Genomic DNA, 15381 nt, shown 5'->3' on the forward strand with positions numbered 1-15381 from the left:
AAGGAGACCATGGCGGACTTTTTTGATGAGTATTCCAAGTTCGGTGTTTTTGCACCCAGATATTCGGAACCAAAAGTGAAGGAGCAGATTCGGGAATATATGTCTCAAATATTAAAGTGCCGACCGCATAACATTGGTCTTGTGCACAATACTTCAGAAGGAATGAATCTTTATTCAAATAGCATTTCGCTCCCCAAAGACTCTAGAATTCTAATCATTGAAAACGAATATCCGAGCAATGTTTATCCATGGGAACATTGGCAGAAGAAGGGTGTTCGTATTGATTTCATTCCTATCGGAAATACTCCAGATGAATTTCTTAAAAATTTAGAAGCGGAATTTGAAAAGGGCAATGTGTCTCTTTTGAGTATATCGCCTGTTCACTGGTGTATGGGTATGCCCTTTGATATGGAAAAAATTTCAAGCCTTTGCAAAACGCACGGAGCACTTCTCGTTGTAGATGGGAGTCAGTCAGTGGGTCATGTGCCATCTGATTTTTTAAAATGGAAAGTAGACTTTGCTGTCTTTGCCGCCTGGAAGTGGTTGCTTGGACCACTGGGGATGGGAGTCATTTTTATCTCAGATGAAGTACCAAAAAACTTCGAAATCATCTTCAAAGGAGCAGGGAGCGTCAAAAACGATTCCAATTACCTTCCTTACCGGGAAGAACGAAAACCTCCTGCCGACCAATTTGAACATAGCACCGGCAATTTCAATGACTGGGTTTATTTTTTAGCATCCCTTCGTATGCTGACAGACATCGGCTATCCGAAAGTCATGCATCGTATTTACGAAATTTCCGATCAGATGTCGCAGATGTTAAGAGGACTCGGATTCACTTTGGATTCGGATCATTTCCCAAATGCAAAATCCGGTATCATCGGTGTTACTGGATTTGCTTCGGGCAAAACCTTCCAACCAGAGGCCATCCAAACCTTCTTAAAAGGGAAAAAGATTTATACGGCTGTTAGGCTAGGAAGATTGAGACTTGCGCCGCATATACCTGTCACGGAAACTCATATCGGGATTTTAGAAAAAACTTTGAAGGAATACTTAGCCCTTTGATACAGATCTTAGATAAAATCGTAAATGCGTTTCCGTGGATCCTCCTTGCCTTCACGGGCATTGCCTTTCTGTTTCCAGAATACTTCCTATGGTTCCAAGGAGCTTGGATTACCTACAGTTTAGGTGGGATCATGCTTGGTATGGGCCTCACTTTGAAATGGGAGGATTTTCTTCGTATCTTCAAACTTCCAGGACCCATCCTACTTGGAACCGTATTACAATATACAATTATGCCATTGCTTGGCTATCTCATTGGAAATTTGTTAGGTTTATCTGACTCCTATGCCATTGGACTCATACTTGTTTCTTCCTGTCCAGGAGGAACGGCTTCCAATGTGATCACCTACCTTGCTCGTGGGAATTTACCTTTGAGTGTTACCTTAACTTCTGTCTCAACGGTAATCGCAGTGTTCCTCACTCCCATGCTTGCCTCCGCTTTGATCGGGAGTCGACTGGCAATCGATCCTGTGCCACTTCTACTAACAACGTTTAAGGTGATCCTGCTCCCTGTTTCCTTAGGTGTGATTTTACAATCCTTCCTTCCCAAAATTGCTTCTCGCATGACCATCATTTCACCCTTACTTTCGGTTTTGCTAATAGCTATGATTGTGGCTTCTATCATCGCGGCGGGAAAAAATCAAATTCTACATTCCGATTTTAGAATCTTCCTCTCTGTTTTTTTATTGCATGCAGGTGGCTTTTTTCTGGGTTATCTGCTCACAAAAGTTTTCTATCAAAATGTGACCATTCAGAGAACGATTTCGATCGAAGTAGGGATGCAAAACTCAGGGCTAGGGGCAGTTCTCGCAAAAACACATTTCCTTGACCCAAATACCGCCATTCCCAGTGCCCTTTCGAGTTTGATGCATTCGCTGATTGGAAGTTTTTTAGCAGGAATCTGGAGAAAATCGGAAGAAAATGTACGCATTGCTTCTTGACGATTCTCCTGTCTCCACCGTAATGGCATAAATTATGAGAGAAATCATAAAACTAACCTGCGTCCCTTGTGAAATTCCAGGCAGATCTAACTATTTTCAGACAAAAAATAAGAAGACTAAGTCGGAAAAATTAGTCACAAAGAAATATTGTAAATTTTGCCGAAAGCATACAGATCACAAAGAATCTAAAGTCTAATAAGAAATGGCAAAACCGCAAGCAAAGGCATCAGTAGAGAAAGGGGTTGATAAAAAGTTCATTGAAGAAGTGCGAGAGCTTCTCCAAGAGAAAAAAGAATCCCTGCTCATCAAACTCAACCAATGGGAAGACACGAGCTCTCCCTCTGGCTTGAAAGAGATGGGTGATATTGCTGACATTGCTTCGGAATTGAATTTTGAAGCCCTTAGTTCTGTTCTGACGGAAAATGAAATCGACACCTTAAAAGAGATCGAGCTTGCCCTTGAGAAGATCGATAACGGTTCGTATGGCGTTTGCGAAGGCACTGGAAAAAAAATCCCCGTAGCAAGATTGAAGGCTTTGCCTTGGACACGTTTTACTGTAGAGTATGCAGAACAAATGGCAAAAAGTAAATCTAGGGCAGGTGGTCACCACCGTATGGACACTCTCTCTTCCTACCCGACTGCCTCCATGGATATGGATTCTCTCGACTAAATTTCATTTGCCCTGCTAGTAGCTTTCCCGTAAACTCACGTGTAGCGTGAAATACCTACAACGTTTCAAATTACTTCCTCTCGAAAATATTCTCTTTTTCAGTTTTTATTCCCTTTTCTTTTTTAGCGTTTATAGATTTGTTTTTCCCCTGGCATCTCAGTGGTTTTATCCTGCCTTTCTCCTTCAGTTTCTCTTTGGATTTTTGCCCCAACTCCACAGCAGGAAATTTGGAAGGATTTTTACAGCACTTGGAGCAGTGGTACTTGCAAGAATCGCCTGGCTAGCTGAGCCAAATTTGGCTTTCCACCTAACAGACTTAGTTGGCCTCTTTATAGGATCCATTTCTGGTATCTTGTTTCGAGAGACTCTTCTCATTTTTTCCGGTATGGGAGAAGTGCCTCTTCCGAAACAGTCTGATTTTTTTGTCACTCAATGGCAAATTCGCAATCCATTGTCGGTGAAACAGGAGAGTATTTTTTTTCAAACTCCCTTTTACTTTTTGTTTTGGCTTTCCATACTTTTCTTTTGTGTATTTTTACAGGGATTTGGATTTTCTTTTTTAAAAGGGTTCGGGATTCCCGACTATCTTTACTTAGACGGCATTTCGTCTCGAACATTTCTTTCCGTTCCGACGACAATATTAGTTAGTATCGGACTGCCTCTACTTTATTTTTTTGCTGAAGAGCGTTTTGCCAGTTCCTCGAACAGAGAAAACATCAAAAAACACCTGTTCTTTGGTCTTGCAGTTGGATTTTTCATTCAGATATTTGTAATTTATCTTCAGAACTATTATTTACCTACATTCTTAGCCGCAGGTTCCAATACATCACTATCGGCCTTTCGTTACCCAGGACTCTTTATTGATTCGGGATCGTCGTCTTGGATGTTACCTCTTCTCGGGATTGTTTTTATTATTTTTTTATATAGAAAGGCAGCTAAAACCAAGGAGAAGTTTAGTTATCTAATCGTCGCATGCTTATTTCTAATCCTAACAGTTTTTGGTTTTCACCAAGCAAAAACATTTTGGGTGATTTGGTGTGCCTTTATTTTTATTTCACTTATCTGGACTTTACCCGCCAAGTGGATTCATCATACGAAACTACTCTGGACTGTCAGAGGCGTAAGTTTTGTTTTTACACCTTTATTGTTTGCGCTTCTACTTTGGTCATTTTCAAAACTATCGTCTCCAAGCCCAGTCCAGGAGCTCGGAAAGCGATATGTCAACTTTCAAACCGAGATACTCGATTCCAAAAGTATGACTGCTATAAAAAGTTTCGACGAGACGCGCTATGAGTTACTTCTTGTGACTTGGGAGGGAATCTTAGCGCAGCCTTGGGTTGGAAACGGGCTTGGATCGCTGCCTGTGATGCTTCAAGATCCTGCAAGAATTGGGACAAAGATTTCTACAGGGTTGATCGATGTGCCGCCCAATTTTGTTTTGTCTGTGTTATACGATGAAGGTATTTTTGGCCTGACATTCTTGCTATTATTGACTGGTCTATTCGTTTGGGAAAGAATGAGTTATCTGAGTATCCTTTTGTTACTAATTCCGTTACAATTTGGAATGCAAGTTCAACATGCCGATGGTGGATTTCTCGTATTGTATTTGTTATTTTATCCTTTAGCTGAGGTACCGATGGGGAGTCGTATCCTTCGGATTTCTAAATGGTTTAAATATACAACTCTCATTTTAGCAATAGGGTTACCCCTTCATTATTTTTTGCTTTATACGGGGGACATTCCTAAGCTCGGTTACGGGTCTGAATTTAGAAAAGAGAAGATTGGAAATTATCAAATCCAGGCATCAATTTTTGCACTGGGAAGTAGCGTAGAACATGAATTTCACGGAAATAAATATGAGTGGAGATTAGCTAAGGAGCCCGGTTTTCGTAAAGGTGATTTTGTTGTTCGCACGGATGATAAAGACTTACAAATTGAATTGATTTGGAAAAACGGGGAACGTGTTACGCTCTTTGAATCTGTAATGGAACCGGCAACGGGGAATCGTTACATTTGGAAAGGGACTATGCCTGCAGGCTCTGAATATGTCTTCCTACGGACAAGTCGAAAGTCGATTCTCAAAATTTCTAAAAATTATTTTTCAGCATATGGAGAGTTTAGGCTTTAAGTGAATCCCCGCATAACAGAGCGGTAATCCGTTTTTCCATTTGGAAGTTTTGGTATTTTTTCTACCAAAACCATTTTTTTGGGGAGGTGGCTTGCAGGTAAGTCTTTGGCTAAACTTTTCTGAATCTCGACAGGACTCAAATTCGAACGGATCATGCATGCTATCTCTGTATCCTCCTGATCGGCATAACTAACCACAGCAACATCTGCCACTTCAGGCATAGATGCAATCAGGGATTCAACAATATCTAAAGAAATTCGTTTCCCCTTCACTTTGATAAGGCGGTCAATTCTTCCAAAATAATTCCATCCAATTTCAGAATAGTCTCCTATGTCATTGGTCATAAAGAATCCGCTCTCATCTGTTAGCTTTGTCTCCTCCCAATGCGACGGTTTATCGGTATCTGGCTTCAGCTCCCAAGCAACTTCTGAAACAAATTCACTTCGCACAAGCAAGACTTCTTCCTCTTTCATCGACACAAGTCTGGGAGTAACGTTGGGAAGCAAAGTAAACCTTGCCTTCCACATGGGGTTACGGAAGCCCATGGCGCCTGTTTCTGTCGATCCATAGATCTCTCTGATGTCTACTTTTCCCTCTGCACGAAAGGCTTGAGCTAAAGGAACCGGAAATTTAGAACCCGAGCTGATGATCCGCTTTGGTAATGGTATGTGTTTTTCCTTCCAGGACCGTAAGGTGTATGGGATGGCAATCAGAACGTCCGAATCCAGAAATTCGATTTCCAGGATGGCAGAGGGCGATGAGTATCGGATGTCTGCTCCCAGGAGTCGAGGCAGTTCATAGCCCCATATAAGGCCATAGAGATGGCAGAGGGGAACTGTCACCTGGAACCGATCTGAAGGCACCCATTTCCATCCTAGCGCGGATTCTAGATTGTTTTTCCAATAGAGTGCTTCTGAGGAAATCTGATCCTTTGTTTTTCGAATCAATTTTGGATGTCCGGTGCTTCCTGAGGTTGCCATCCAAAACACGTTTGGTTCCCGAGACGGAAGCGAATCCAACTGAGAGAGAAGGGATTCTGCGAGGATTGTATTTTCCCATTTTGGGTCTACGAGTATTGGTTCCCTCGCAAACTTTAGGTCTTCTTCCCACTGTCCTGCAGTGAAATACGATAAATCCGCGAAGCGGAGAACTGCCATAAGACAAAAAAACCCTCCCCAGTTGGTTTGGGAAGGGTTTTTGAAAGTGAGAGAACCGTTATCTTTTGTTAAGCGGTTTTCGTATTCAGTTTTTTCTTCAATAGGAAACCCATAGCCGCACCGATGACGATGAGACTTGCGGACACCTCAAAAATGTTTTTTCTAACAGATTTGATTAGGTAAGCAGAAAAACCATTATCTGTGTAAAAGTCTTTAATGCGTACGACATATACAGGATTTGTAATTTGTGTGTACCAATCCTTATGTTCGACACCTTGCGATTCAGCCCAAGTTTTGAAGTAAGCATAACCTGTTGAAGACGCGGCACGAATGTCAGACCCTGCTGTAGGATGGTTGAATACCCCAGGAACGATGATGGCCCAAGGAAAACCTTTCGAGTCGATATAAACGTCTTTTCCTGATCCGTCAAACACATAGCCTGGTCGGAAAATCTGTCTGTAAACACCATTGGTTTTCTGATTGAACGCGAGAAACCAGTTTAGATGTCCACCAACCGTGTTTTTAGTAGTGCTCAAATCGACTGCTTCATCAAACGTTATGGTAATGTTAGCTGTTACGCCACGAACGAAATCTTTTGCTGCAAACGTAGCCCCTGGAGCAGGAGAGTTTTGTTTCCCGAAAAGTGTTTTATCGGAACTTGGAAGGATAAGAACACCTATCTTGAGAGCAGCAGCGGATAAGTTCCCACCTGTACAATCTCCACTAGCACCTGCTACATATTTTGTTGCAGCTGCACAACCATTCCATGGATTGCCAGAACCATCTAAGTAGGATACTTCAAATTTTGCTCCTACGGGAACATCTAATTTGAGTCGAAGTTCATGATTGTAACCAGCACCTTTTCCTACATGAGTAAACGTACCACGAATCGTTTTCACTTTGTTTGTTGGAGTTTTGTCTAGTTCCGTGCTGTATACAGTCGTATGGTCATTTAGGTCAGCATCCCCCGCATTTGGAAATAAATCTTCAAACGCAATCGTGTATCTTCCAGATCTTGCAGTTGCCGCGAGTGTAGGATCAGAAGGGAATTCATCGTATTGGTTGATGACACCATCGCAGTCTGTGTCGATTGAAGTCGCGCAACCACCCGTTGGTTGGAAATTTGTTGTTTCGAGGTTGATTGTCGGAGCCACAGCAACGGTTCCAGAGGACGCAGTATTTCCCGAGGAAACTTGCACAGGTGCGGATCCAGTGAGTTCTTGGACTTCTCCCGTCGTTGGATTTACGCCGATGACACTGATGTTCACCTGTGTTACCGTCGGTGGAACAGAAATCGGAATGACGGCCGTTCCTTGGCTATCTGTCGTACCCTGGCCTAAAACATTCACTTCTCCATTGGATTGTGATTCGGAAACAGTCACCGGTGCATTGGCTACTGGACCCGATGCAGTCACGACAGTCACAGTCACAGGGACAGTAATGTTTGTTTCAAAACTAAAACCGCCGTTGGCATTGGATTGGTTCACGACAGACGTTGAGGTATTAGTGGTGACAGTGGTTTCTGCTACGACTGGCTCGGTAGGAGTAGGAGCTGGCGTTAGCGTTGTTTCTTCCCCCGTGGTCGGCGTCGAAGCTGTTGCATCGGATGTGCCTGTGCTCGGTGTAGGACTCGTTTCGGTTGCTGTTGAGCTACTACCTGTCGTTGTCGTGGTAGTAGTTGCATCAAGTCCGACAACCGTAAAATCACTCGAGCCGGTAGAGGCTGCTGCAGCTGGGGTTTCGGTGGAAGTGCTTGTATCTCCCCCGAGGAGTCCGGGAAAGAGCAAAAGCCCTTTTTTCTTATTCGAGCAAGCGAAAAGAAGGAGCGGGATGGTTAGTATTAAGATTATCTTTTTCATGTGAGATGGACCTGCTTATAGTGAAATATACGACGAAATAGAAAAAAAATCAATAATGATTCAAAAAAAATTAGGGAAATCCATAGGATTTCTTGTTGAAAGTACTAAAAGGGCAGAAAAAAAATTTATCATTTCTGCCCTTATGTCTTCTTAATACCAACTAACTTTAGATCAGTGCTAAGGATTGGAGAAGTTTCCTTCTAAAATAAAGTCCAAAAGCAAAACCAATCAGAACAAGTCCTGACGCGATCTGCCATGCAAATTTATGGACAGAATCGATCAGAACCGCTGTATATGGTTTGGTTGTGTAATTGGTTTTTAGGTCTACGATGTAAGCTTTCTGATTTTCGGTCATGATTTGCTCGAACCAGTTTCGAGAAACGCTACCTTTCGAGCTTGCCCATTCTTTGAAGGCAGGGTATCCCGTTTTTCCTTCATTGTTTGGATCCATTATGTTCGTTACTTCTCGTGGATAATTGAAAACTCCGGGAACGATCACGCCAAAGGGAAACCCAGTGATTCGGTCTATGTAAAGGTCATAGGAGTTCTCACCAGAGGAGTGATAAAACCCAGGACGGAAGATTTTTTCACCTGTTCCACTGACAGCGAGGAAGTAGTTAAGGTGACCACCAGAAAGATTTTTCCCAGCATTCAAATCCACGGCTTCGGCAAATGTAATGGTAAAGTTTGCGGTCATACCTAAGACGAAGTTCAAGGTTCCGCCTACATTTGGCGCATTTTTATTTCCATAGAGAGTATTGCTCGAATTTGGGAAAATCAAAATACCATTTTTCAACTGAGCAGAGGTCAAATTACCACCAACACAATCTCCAGCATTGGCTGCCGAGGCAAGTGCTAAGGAACAATTCATGTTTCCAATGGGATTGCCATCTCGGCTCGTATAACTGATGCTCACGTTCGCAGTCGTAGGTACGTCAAGGGACAATCTTAGGTCGTGATTGAATCCGGCACCTTTACCGACATGAGTGAAAATACCTCGTATGGTTTTCACTTTCCCTGCAGGCGTATAATCCGTTTCTGTGCTAAAAACGGTGACATGGTCATTAAGATCCATATCGTTATTAGGATTCCGTGTTCCATTTTGGATGTAACTGACTTTATAATAGTCTTCCCAAGCCAAAGTATTTCTTCCCGACCTAACGATCCAACCGAGAGTGGGGTCTGTCGGATAATCATCATCAGCATCTAAAACGCCATCACAGTCTGAGTCAATTGAGGTAACGCAACCATTGCTTCCACCAAAATTACCAGTCGTAAGGTCTATGTCAGGCGATACTACAACAGTCCCGCCGCCATTGGATCCTCCTCCATTGCCGGTATTAGAACCTCCATCTGCCACAGTGGAAGCCGGAACTTGAATCGGGATGCGACCTGTGATTTCCTGTGGTTGGCCTGTTTTCGGATTGATTCCGAATACCGTGACAATCACTTCGCTGACGTTTGGTCTAACAGTGATTCTAATGGTCACCTCTCCGTTGGCACCTGTAACACCTTGAGATAAAAATTGAACCAGACCTGCTGTGGACTGATCCTCGCTCACTTTTACTGTAATTCCAGGAATCGCACCGTCTTCATTAGAGACACGAATGGTAATGTTTGTGCTGATTGTATTGTCCCATTGAAACGTGTCATTGACCACTTGGAACCGAATGTTTGACGAAACTTGGGTGGACCCAGCATTCCCTGAGGAGTCTGGTGTAAAAGTGTCATTCCCGTTTCCAGAAGTGGTATTCGATGAGGGTGGAGGAGGAGTGGTCGTTCCAGTATCAGATGTGGACGCGTCAGTAGGAACAACCGTGAAGGCACTCCCATCAGTTGCATTTTCTATCGTGGAAGTCGATGCAGGAACAGAGTCTGTAGACCCGCCAGTTCCACCGCCAAGCATGAGTAAGAATAAAGGCATTCCTTTCTTCTTTGAAGAACAGGACATTTGAAATCCTGTGATGAGGATCAGAATTAAAATTTTTTTCAGCATGATAAACCTCGGTTAGAGCGAACTCTCCTAACATCATCGCAGATTTTGTAGCAAAAATCAAGTGGATTTGAGAAAAATTAGCGAAATCTCCAATTGAATTTGCAGGATTCCCTTGTTTCGACTAAGATTTGCAATACTCTTGCAACACAATTTCGTACGTACCCTAGAAAAATTCCGGAAACATTATTTTCTGGCTACATGACCAACAGCATTTCCGAAGACAAAATTTTGGAAATGAACCTCCGAGAAACCGATTTCAAATAATATCTTTTGTAACGTCTCTTGGTCCGGGTATGTCGTCGATGAATGTGGTAAGTAATCAAACATCTCATGCTTTTTTCCATAAATGAGATAACCGAAAATAGGGACGATCTGGAAAAAATAAAAATCAGCAAACCACTTTAAGAAAAATGGTCGGACTCGTCCTACATCTAAATTGATAAATACTCCACCCGGTCTCAGGACTCGCTTAATTTCAAGGAGACATTTTTTTAAATCAGATACATTTCTTAGGCCGAAACCCATAGTGATCAGGTCAATGCTATCATTTTTAAAGTCTGCCAGATTCATTGCATCACCTAGCACAAGTTTTACATTTTTTCCTTCACCAATTTTCTGTTTTGCGAAGGATAGCATATTCTCCGAAAAATCCAAGCCAGTCACTTCAAGAATTTCTGGCATTCTAGATAAACGGGATGTGATGTCTCCCGTTCCGCAGCAAAGATCAAGAGCAATTTTAATGTCAGGAATTTCCCGCTTTGCTTTCTCTATGATCCAATTTTTCCATTTTCGATGAAGGAAAAAGCTGTTCCAATCATTGAAGCGGTCATATGCTTTAGCAATATGATCAAAATTGGTTTTCACATATTCAGGTTTCTTTTCAGGAGTAGGTAGCTGATATTGGTTCATAAAAGGTTGTTTCCTCCATGAATTGGACATTTTCTTTTGGCGCAAATTTCATTTTATTTGTTTTATTCACTTTTTCTGTCACGAGCTTGGCTTTATTTTTTTTTACATGGTCCAAAATAAAAGCACTTCAAAAATCACTTCTTGATTCTCCAGAGAAAGATCCGATCTCAGAGGAACTATTCTCAGTCATGATCATTTCGCTTGAGCGCTTGTTAGACTGGCTACCTTCCCTCGCATCAATTTCAATGTTGCTGGGTCTTTTTGGTACGGTGATTGGCATTTACTCTTCTTTTGCAGAAATGCAATTATCGGGAAAAGCAACGATTGACGTGCTTGCTGGTGGCATCAAGGACGCCCTTGTTACGACGATTGCCGGGCTCGCTTGTGCTATCCCGTGCATGTTATACTCGCAAATTCTGGAGAGTATGCTCTCAAAACTACAAGAAATTTTTTACCGCACCAAACTTTAAATTGATGATAAGAAAACGCAGACAAAGATCAAAACAAATAGAGATCAGTAGTCTCATAGACATTCTTTTTATACTTCTGATATTTCTTATGGTATCTGTTCGATTTTCAGAATCGTACACATATTCTGAGTTTAATCTACCGAAATCAGAAGCCCAAATTGTCGGAGATTCAAAAAACGAAATTAAAATCTCAATTTCAAAATTAAGTGAATTTTTTTTGAATGGTAGGCCAATTGAAAAAATGGATTTGATTAATTATATCGCTGCGGAAGTGAAAGTGGAGGAAAGCCCGACTGTGATATTAGAAGTCGATAGTGAATCAAAGTTTGGTGACTTTTTCGAGATTACGAATGCACTGAAAGAAAAATCAATTGAGAATGTCCAAATTGCAACAAGAAGGTAGGTTAATTTAAGGATTGAATCAATTCAATAAAAAATTTAAACTTTCTTTCTCTCGCTTTTTCTTCTAAAAGATTCTTTGCTTGAGAGATTTGTTTCACATTCTTTAGTGCTTCAAGTAGTCTTTGAAAATCTTGCAATCGAATAAAGCCTATAAGCTCTTTTTTTGTGAGCTCATTTAAAGAATCCAAAAAGACTTTCACTTGGTCCACTTCTCGAATCTCTTCTATCTTTTCCAATTTCAAATCATCCGAACTCAAAAACTTTATTTTTGTGATTTGGTTTTGATTTTCTTCCGTGGAATCTAAAATCGTTAAAGGGATTTCAAAGGAGAATTCAGAACCTTTCCCAAGTTCGCTAGTGACTGAAATGGTCCCACCCAAAAGCTCAACTAACTGATGTGAAATGGAAAGGCCAAGACCTGTTCCTTCCTGGTAGGAAGATCCAATTTCGGTTTGATGGAATGCTTCAAAAATGATTTCAAACTGTTCGGAAGGTATACCAATGCCCGTATCCGCGAGTTTAAACTCTACTAGATCGAAAGATTTGTTATTTGGTTCTTTTATAATGATATCTAAACAAACTTGTCCCGAATTTGTGAATTTTAAGGCATTCCCAATTAAGTTAACAAGAATTTGGCGGATCTTCTGCAAGTCCCCAAAGTAAAATTTATTATGGATATTTTCTTGATTTTTTAATCGGAAGGTAATGCCTTTTTCTAAAAATCGATAAGCAAACAAGGAAAATAAAGTGTCCCAAAGCTGTGGGATGGAAAATCTTTCCTTGTTTTCTGTCATTTTGCCTGCCTCGATCTTAGAAATATCAAGAAGGTCATTGATCATGCTGAGTAAATGAAGGCCATTCTGATGAAGTGAGTCCACATAACCTTTCAGATGTTGTGGTAGTTCTTGGTCTTTTGTTAAGATCTGAGAGAGACCAATCACAGCATGTAAGGGTGTTCTTAGCTCATGCGTAATTTTTGAGAAGAAAATGGATTTTGATTTGTTTGCCGCTTTCGCTTCCTCGACGGCACGTTTTAACTTTTCTTCTGCTACTTTTCTGTTCGTAATGTCATTGCCAATGGATAAGACTTCATAAGGATATCCAGTTTCATTTCTAAAGATACGGTTTGACCATGAAATCGTGCGCCTCTCGTTATTCTTTAGATAAACATCGTACTCTTGAATGATAAACTGATCCGGAAGATGAAAAATATTCCAGAGAACAGATTTCATCGCATTAATTTTTTCGGAATGGACATTGAAAAGATCTCTCACTAAGTCTTTTCCCTCAATATCTCTGCTTTTTACATTAAAAAATTCTTCTCCGTAGGGATTGATGGCAAGGATGCTAAATTCGGGATTCCATTTAATGATGATCGAATTGGCAGTCTCATAAATATCCTGATATTGTTTTTCCTTTTCGACTAACTTTTGTTCAAGTTCTACTGACTTGGCTTTTTTCTTCTTTCTGAAAAGCGAATAAAATTTTCTGAAAAAACGATCCTTCTTTGTCATAACAATTCTAACACCAACATCGTCATGTCGTCAGCAATTTTCTGTTTGGAATGCTCAAGTACCTTTTTTTGTATCGCATCTAAAAATGCCCGACCTGTAATCGAGATAAATGATTCGACTATGTCGTAGAATGTTTTTTCACCCAAATAGTTTTCTTCTTCATCTGGTACTTCGAACATTCCATCGCTAAAAAGAAACAATCGATCTCCTGATTCAAGATTAAACTCTCTATTCTCTGTTAGGAGATGTGGGAACATCATCAAACAGAAACCTTTTGTTCCGAGTTTGATCAATTCGCCGTTTCTAATTAATAGCATGGCATGATGACCTGCCATAGAATAGGACAAAAGTTTATCCGTAGAATTATATCTTAGGTAGATCGCACTAATATAATGAGTCGAAATCATGGGTGTCAATGTGTTGTGAATCCAGTATAAACATTCGCTAGGTGTCAAAAAGGACTTATTCATGGTTTTAAATGTAATGATTGCCATGAGAGAAACCATAGCCGCTGCTATTCCATGGCCTGTGACATCACCAAATAGAATATCTAAGTCTCCTGAAGTAAGCAGATCATAAGTTATGAGGTCCCCACCGACGAGGTCCATGGGTTTATAGGAAGAATAAATTTTGAAATCTTTAGATGGAGGGAAATGAAAGCTAACTAAGTTTTGTTGATTGGATCTAGCAACTTCCAGATCCTGTTGGATGGCTTGTAATAAATCGATTCTTTCCTTTTCTAATTTTTTTATTTTTAAGTGAGTTCTGATCCGGGCAAGGATTTCTGCTTCCTGGAAAGGTTTTGTAATATAATCGACGGCCCCCATTTCTAGACCACGAACAATGTCACCAGTTTCGTTCAGGGCAGAAAGAAACAGAATGGGAATATTTTTCGTTTTTTCAATTTCGGAGAGCTTTTTTGCTACCTCAAGTCCGCTGATACCTGGTAATAAGATATCCAAAAGAATGAGGTCTAAATCCAATGCACTTGCAAGTTCAAGTGCGTATTCTCCATCGTAAGCGACAGCGATCTCATATCCGGCTTCAAGGAGGATATGGGTGATAATTTCGACGTTCGTCTCGTTATCATCGACGACCAGAATTTTTGATGGAATTTCCTGCACTAACTTAAATTGATATTATGACAGAAGATTTTGCAAGATAAAATTAATGAGAAAGATCATTCATATTGATATGGATGCATTTTATGCCTCCGTTGAACAGCGTGACCATAAAGAATGGCAAGGAAAACCAGTCGTTGTTGGTGGACCACCAAACAGTAGAGGTGTGGTCTGTGCTGCGAGTTACGAGGCACGCAAATTTGGTGTCAAGTCGGCAATATCTTGTTACGAAGCCTACCAGCTTTGTCCCTCTGCCATATTTACCCCGCCTAGATTTGATGTATATAAACAGGTTTCGCAAGAAATTAGAGAGATTTTTCTGGAATATACAGATCTCGTTGAACCCTTGTCACTTGATGAAGCGTATCTTGATGTAACTGAGAATAAAAAGAATATACCTCATGCGAGTTCCATTGCGCGAGAAATCAGAATGAAAGTACAAGTAAAAACAAATTTAACTTGCTCCGCGGGTGTTGCGCAAAACAAATTTTTGGCAAAGATGGCCTCTGAGAAAAATAAACCAAATGGGCTTTGTGTCGTACTTCCTGATGACGAAATAAAATTTCTTTCCGACCTCAAATTAAGTCAATTTTTCGGCATTGGGAAAAAGACGTTTGCGCGGATGCAGGCCAATGGCTGGAATTTCGGAAAGGACTTACTTCCCTTAAGAGAAGAAGAATTGATCAAACTTTTCGGCAAAATGGGAAAGTACTACTACCAAATTGTGAGAGGCATTGATGATAGACCTGTCCTTCCTTTTCGAGAATCAAAGTCGATCGGTGTGGAGATTACGTTTGAACGAGATAGTGCCGACTTCCATTTTCTAATCTCAACTTTAGAAAGAATTGCCGAGGAAGTTGCAAGAAGGTTGGCAAAAAAGGGCAGAAGTGGAAAAACTGTGACAGTCAAGATCAAGTATGCTGACTTTACGGTAAGGTCGAAAGGTGTTACCTCTGAGAATTTTTTATCCTTGGCTTCGGATCTATTTTTTCAATCCTCGATTTTATTTACAAATGTTTGGAAAGAAGGCGCAGACCAACCTATTAAGATTCGATTGCTTGGAATCTCTGTTTCAAATTTGAACTCAGAAGTAACAGAAAGTGACGGACAGATGGATTTATTCGCATAATTTGCAAAGAAGGAATATTTAAA

14 protein-coding genes are annotated in these 15381 nt (G+C 40.9%); 8 read left to right on the forward strand and 6 right to left on the reverse strand.

Annotated elements, in window-relative coordinates; genetic code table 11:
- Positions 1–9 precede the first annotated feature (9 nt).
- From EHQ58_RS04790 to EHQ58_RS04810, 5 genes are all read left to right on the forward strand, one after another.
- Positions 10–1065, forward strand: coding sequence for an aminotransferase class V-fold PLP-dependent enzyme (locus tag EHQ58_RS04790; protein ID WP_342776210.1), 1056 nt, complete (start codon positions 10–12; stop codon positions 1063–1065).
- Entirely contained in the window at positions 1062–2003 is a 942-nt protein-coding gene (locus tag EHQ58_RS04795) for a bile acid:sodium symporter family protein (protein WP_135622686.1), read from the forward strand. Before EHQ58_RS04790 ends, EHQ58_RS04795 begins: the two co-directional genes overlap by 4 nt.
- 34 nt (positions 2004–2037) lie before the next feature.
- On the forward strand, positions 2038–2199 hold the full coding sequence (gene rpmG, locus EHQ58_RS04800; protein ID WP_135622688.1) for a 50S ribosomal protein L33: 162 nt from the start codon (positions 2038–2040) through the stop codon (positions 2197–2199).
- A gap of 6 nt (positions 2200–2205) precedes the next feature.
- The gene (locus EHQ58_RS04805; RefSeq protein ID WP_135622691.1) at positions 2206–2673 is read left to right on the forward strand and encodes a TraR/DksA family transcriptional regulator; all 468 of its coding nucleotides are present in this window, start codon (positions 2206–2208) and stop codon (positions 2671–2673) included.
- Between the two features lie 256 nt (positions 2674–2929).
- The gene (locus tag EHQ58_RS04810) at positions 2930–4801 is read left to right on the forward strand and encodes a hypothetical protein (RefSeq protein ID WP_135622693.1); all 1872 of its coding nucleotides are present in this window, start codon (positions 2930–2932) and stop codon (positions 4799–4801) included.
- Here the strand turns inward: EHQ58_RS04810 and EHQ58_RS04815 are convergent.
- From EHQ58_RS04815 to EHQ58_RS04830, 4 genes are all read right to left on the reverse strand, one after another.
- Positions 4798–5958: an AMP-binding protein gene (locus EHQ58_RS04815; protein WP_135622696.1), complete on the reverse strand. Its 1161-nt coding sequence runs from the start codon at positions 5956–5958 to the stop codon at positions 4798–4800. The two genes, EHQ58_RS04810 and EHQ58_RS04815, sit on opposite strands and share 4 nt — an antisense overlap.
- A 68-nt stretch (positions 5959–6026) precedes the next feature.
- Positions 6027–7817: an LruC domain-containing protein gene (locus tag EHQ58_RS04820; protein ID WP_135622699.1), complete on the reverse strand. Its 1791-nt coding sequence runs from the start codon at positions 7815–7817 to the stop codon at positions 6027–6029.
- Between the two features lie 166 nt (positions 7818–7983).
- Complete coding sequence (locus EHQ58_RS04825) at positions 7984–9813, reverse strand: LruC domain-containing protein (protein WP_135622701.1); 1830 nt, start codon at positions 9811–9813, stop codon at positions 7984–7986.
- A gap of 183 nt (positions 9814–9996) precedes the next feature.
- A complete protein-coding gene (locus tag EHQ58_RS04830) occupies positions 9997–10722 on the reverse strand; it encodes a ubiquinone/menaquinone biosynthesis methyltransferase (RefSeq protein WP_135622704.1) in 726 nt (241 codons plus the stop codon).
- Between the two features lie 17 nt (positions 10723–10739).
- Here EHQ58_RS04830 and EHQ58_RS04835 point away from each other — a divergent pair, with 17 nt between their 5' ends.
- Together EHQ58_RS04835 and EHQ58_RS04840 are read left to right on the forward strand one after the other, a co-directional pair.
- Positions 10740–11192, forward strand: a complete 453-nt coding sequence (locus tag EHQ58_RS04835) for a MotA/TolQ/ExbB proton channel family protein (protein WP_135622707.1) — start codon at positions 10740–10742, stop codon at positions 11190–11192.
- 4 nt (positions 11193–11196) lie between these two features.
- Complete coding sequence (locus tag EHQ58_RS04840; protein ID WP_135622710.1) at positions 11197–11595, forward strand: ExbD/TolR family protein; 399 nt, start codon at positions 11197–11199, stop codon at positions 11593–11595.
- 1 nt (position 11596) lies between these two features.
- Here the strand turns inward: EHQ58_RS04840 and EHQ58_RS04845 are convergent, their stop codons facing one another.
- A complete protein-coding gene (locus tag EHQ58_RS04845; protein WP_135622712.1) occupies positions 11597–13108 on the reverse strand; it encodes a PAS domain-containing sensor histidine kinase in 1512 nt (503 codons plus the stop codon).
- Positions 13105–14232, reverse strand: coding sequence for a PP2C family protein-serine/threonine phosphatase (locus EHQ58_RS04850; protein WP_135622714.1), 1128 nt, complete (start codon positions 14230–14232; stop codon positions 13105–13107). The genes EHQ58_RS04845 and EHQ58_RS04850 overlap by 4 nt, the downstream gene beginning before the upstream one ends.
- Positions 14233–14278: 46 nt before the next feature.
- Between EHQ58_RS04850 and dinB the strand changes: the two genes are divergently transcribed.
- Complete coding sequence (gene dinB, locus EHQ58_RS04855; RefSeq protein ID WP_135622716.1) at positions 14279–15358, forward strand: DNA polymerase IV; 1080 nt, start codon at positions 14279–14281, stop codon at positions 15356–15358.
- The last annotated feature ends 23 nt before the right edge of the window (positions 15359–15381 follow it).

Source organism: Leptospira ognonensis, from assembly GCF_004770745.1.
Lineage (GTDB): Bacteria > Spirochaetota > Leptospiria > Leptospirales > Leptospiraceae > Leptospira_A > Leptospira_A ognonensis.